This window comes from Rhabdochromatium marinum, assembly GCF_016583795.1.
In the GTDB taxonomy this organism is placed as follows: domain Bacteria; phylum Pseudomonadota; class Gammaproteobacteria; order Chromatiales; family Chromatiaceae; genus Rhabdochromatium; species Rhabdochromatium marinum.
In genome coordinates this window covers 1-823 of sequence record NZ_NRRS01000196.1, presented here as the reverse complement: position 1 = coordinate 823, position 823 = coordinate 1, and the positions used below count along the sequence as shown (strand labels likewise).

Annotated in this window: 2 protein-coding genes; both read left to right on the top strand. The window is 61.8% G+C overall.

What is annotated here, in order from left to right:
* Positions 1-98: 98 nt before the first annotated feature.
* Positions 99-350, top strand: a complete 252-nt coding sequence (locus CKO36_RS19265; RefSeq protein ID WP_242469758.1) for a hypothetical protein — start codon at positions 99-101, stop codon at positions 348-350.
* Positions 347-823: IS66 family insertion sequence element accessory protein TnpB (tnpB, locus tag CKO36_RS19260; protein ID WP_200286506.1), on the top strand; the 477-nt coding region annotated here is incomplete at its 3' end. The genes CKO36_RS19265 and tnpB, both read left to right, overlap by 4 nt.

Sequence of the window (823 nt, the reverse complement as noted above, 5' to 3'; positions counted from 1 at the left end):
TGACTTGAAAAGTCGCCTGATGACCGTCGATGTTAATGAGTTGCGCTGTTATGGCCAAGCCCTCTTTCTGCATTTGGATGATGGGCTAAGCATGGCTCATGATTGACATCATTGAAAGGCGGCACCCGCTGCATGAGGCTGCGAATCCCGGTGATCATGAAACACGCCAGGGCGAAGGCGAGCGGATTCGCTGGTTGCCTGTCGAGCTGCGCGAGGTTCCCGAGCCAGTGGCGGGTCCGGCGCTGACCCTGGTACTGTCCAACGGCTTGCGCCTGGAAGTCGGTGCCGACTTCGAACCCAGGACGCTGCGCCGGGTCTTGGCGGTACTCCAGGAGCCCCTGGCGGCATGATCAGGCTCGGGGCACAGACGCAAGTCTATCTGGCCGCCGGGGCGACCGACATGCGCAAGCAGATCGACGGGCTGGCGGCCCTGGTGGTCGATGTGCTCGCGGCCGATCCCTTCTCGAGCCAGGTGTTCGTGTTCTGCAATCGCGGGCGCGACAAGCTCAAGATCCTGGTGTGGCAGCATAACGGCTTCTGGCTGTGGTACCGGCGCCTTGAGCGCGAGCGCTTCTGGTGGCCGATGTCGGCGAGCGAAGGGCCGGTCAAGCTGTCGGCGCGTGAGTTTCAGTGGTTGCTCGATGGGTTAGATCCGACCCGGGTTCAGGCGCATAAACGCGCCGATTTCGATCTCATCATCACGGTAGGACGGCCAGTTACCCGGCCGCCCCCGTACAGATCCCGGCGTGCGGAACTACCGCACCGGGCTCCTCGAAGTGATTCGCTTCACACGCGGCAACATTGCATAATACTCAGAAGCTGT

Excerpts from the sequence above, each read along its gene's own strand:
- CKO36_RS19265 (WP_242469758.1), top strand. The coding sequence starts at position 99 with ATGATTGACATCATTGAAAGGCGGCACCCGCTGCATGAGGCTGCGAAT.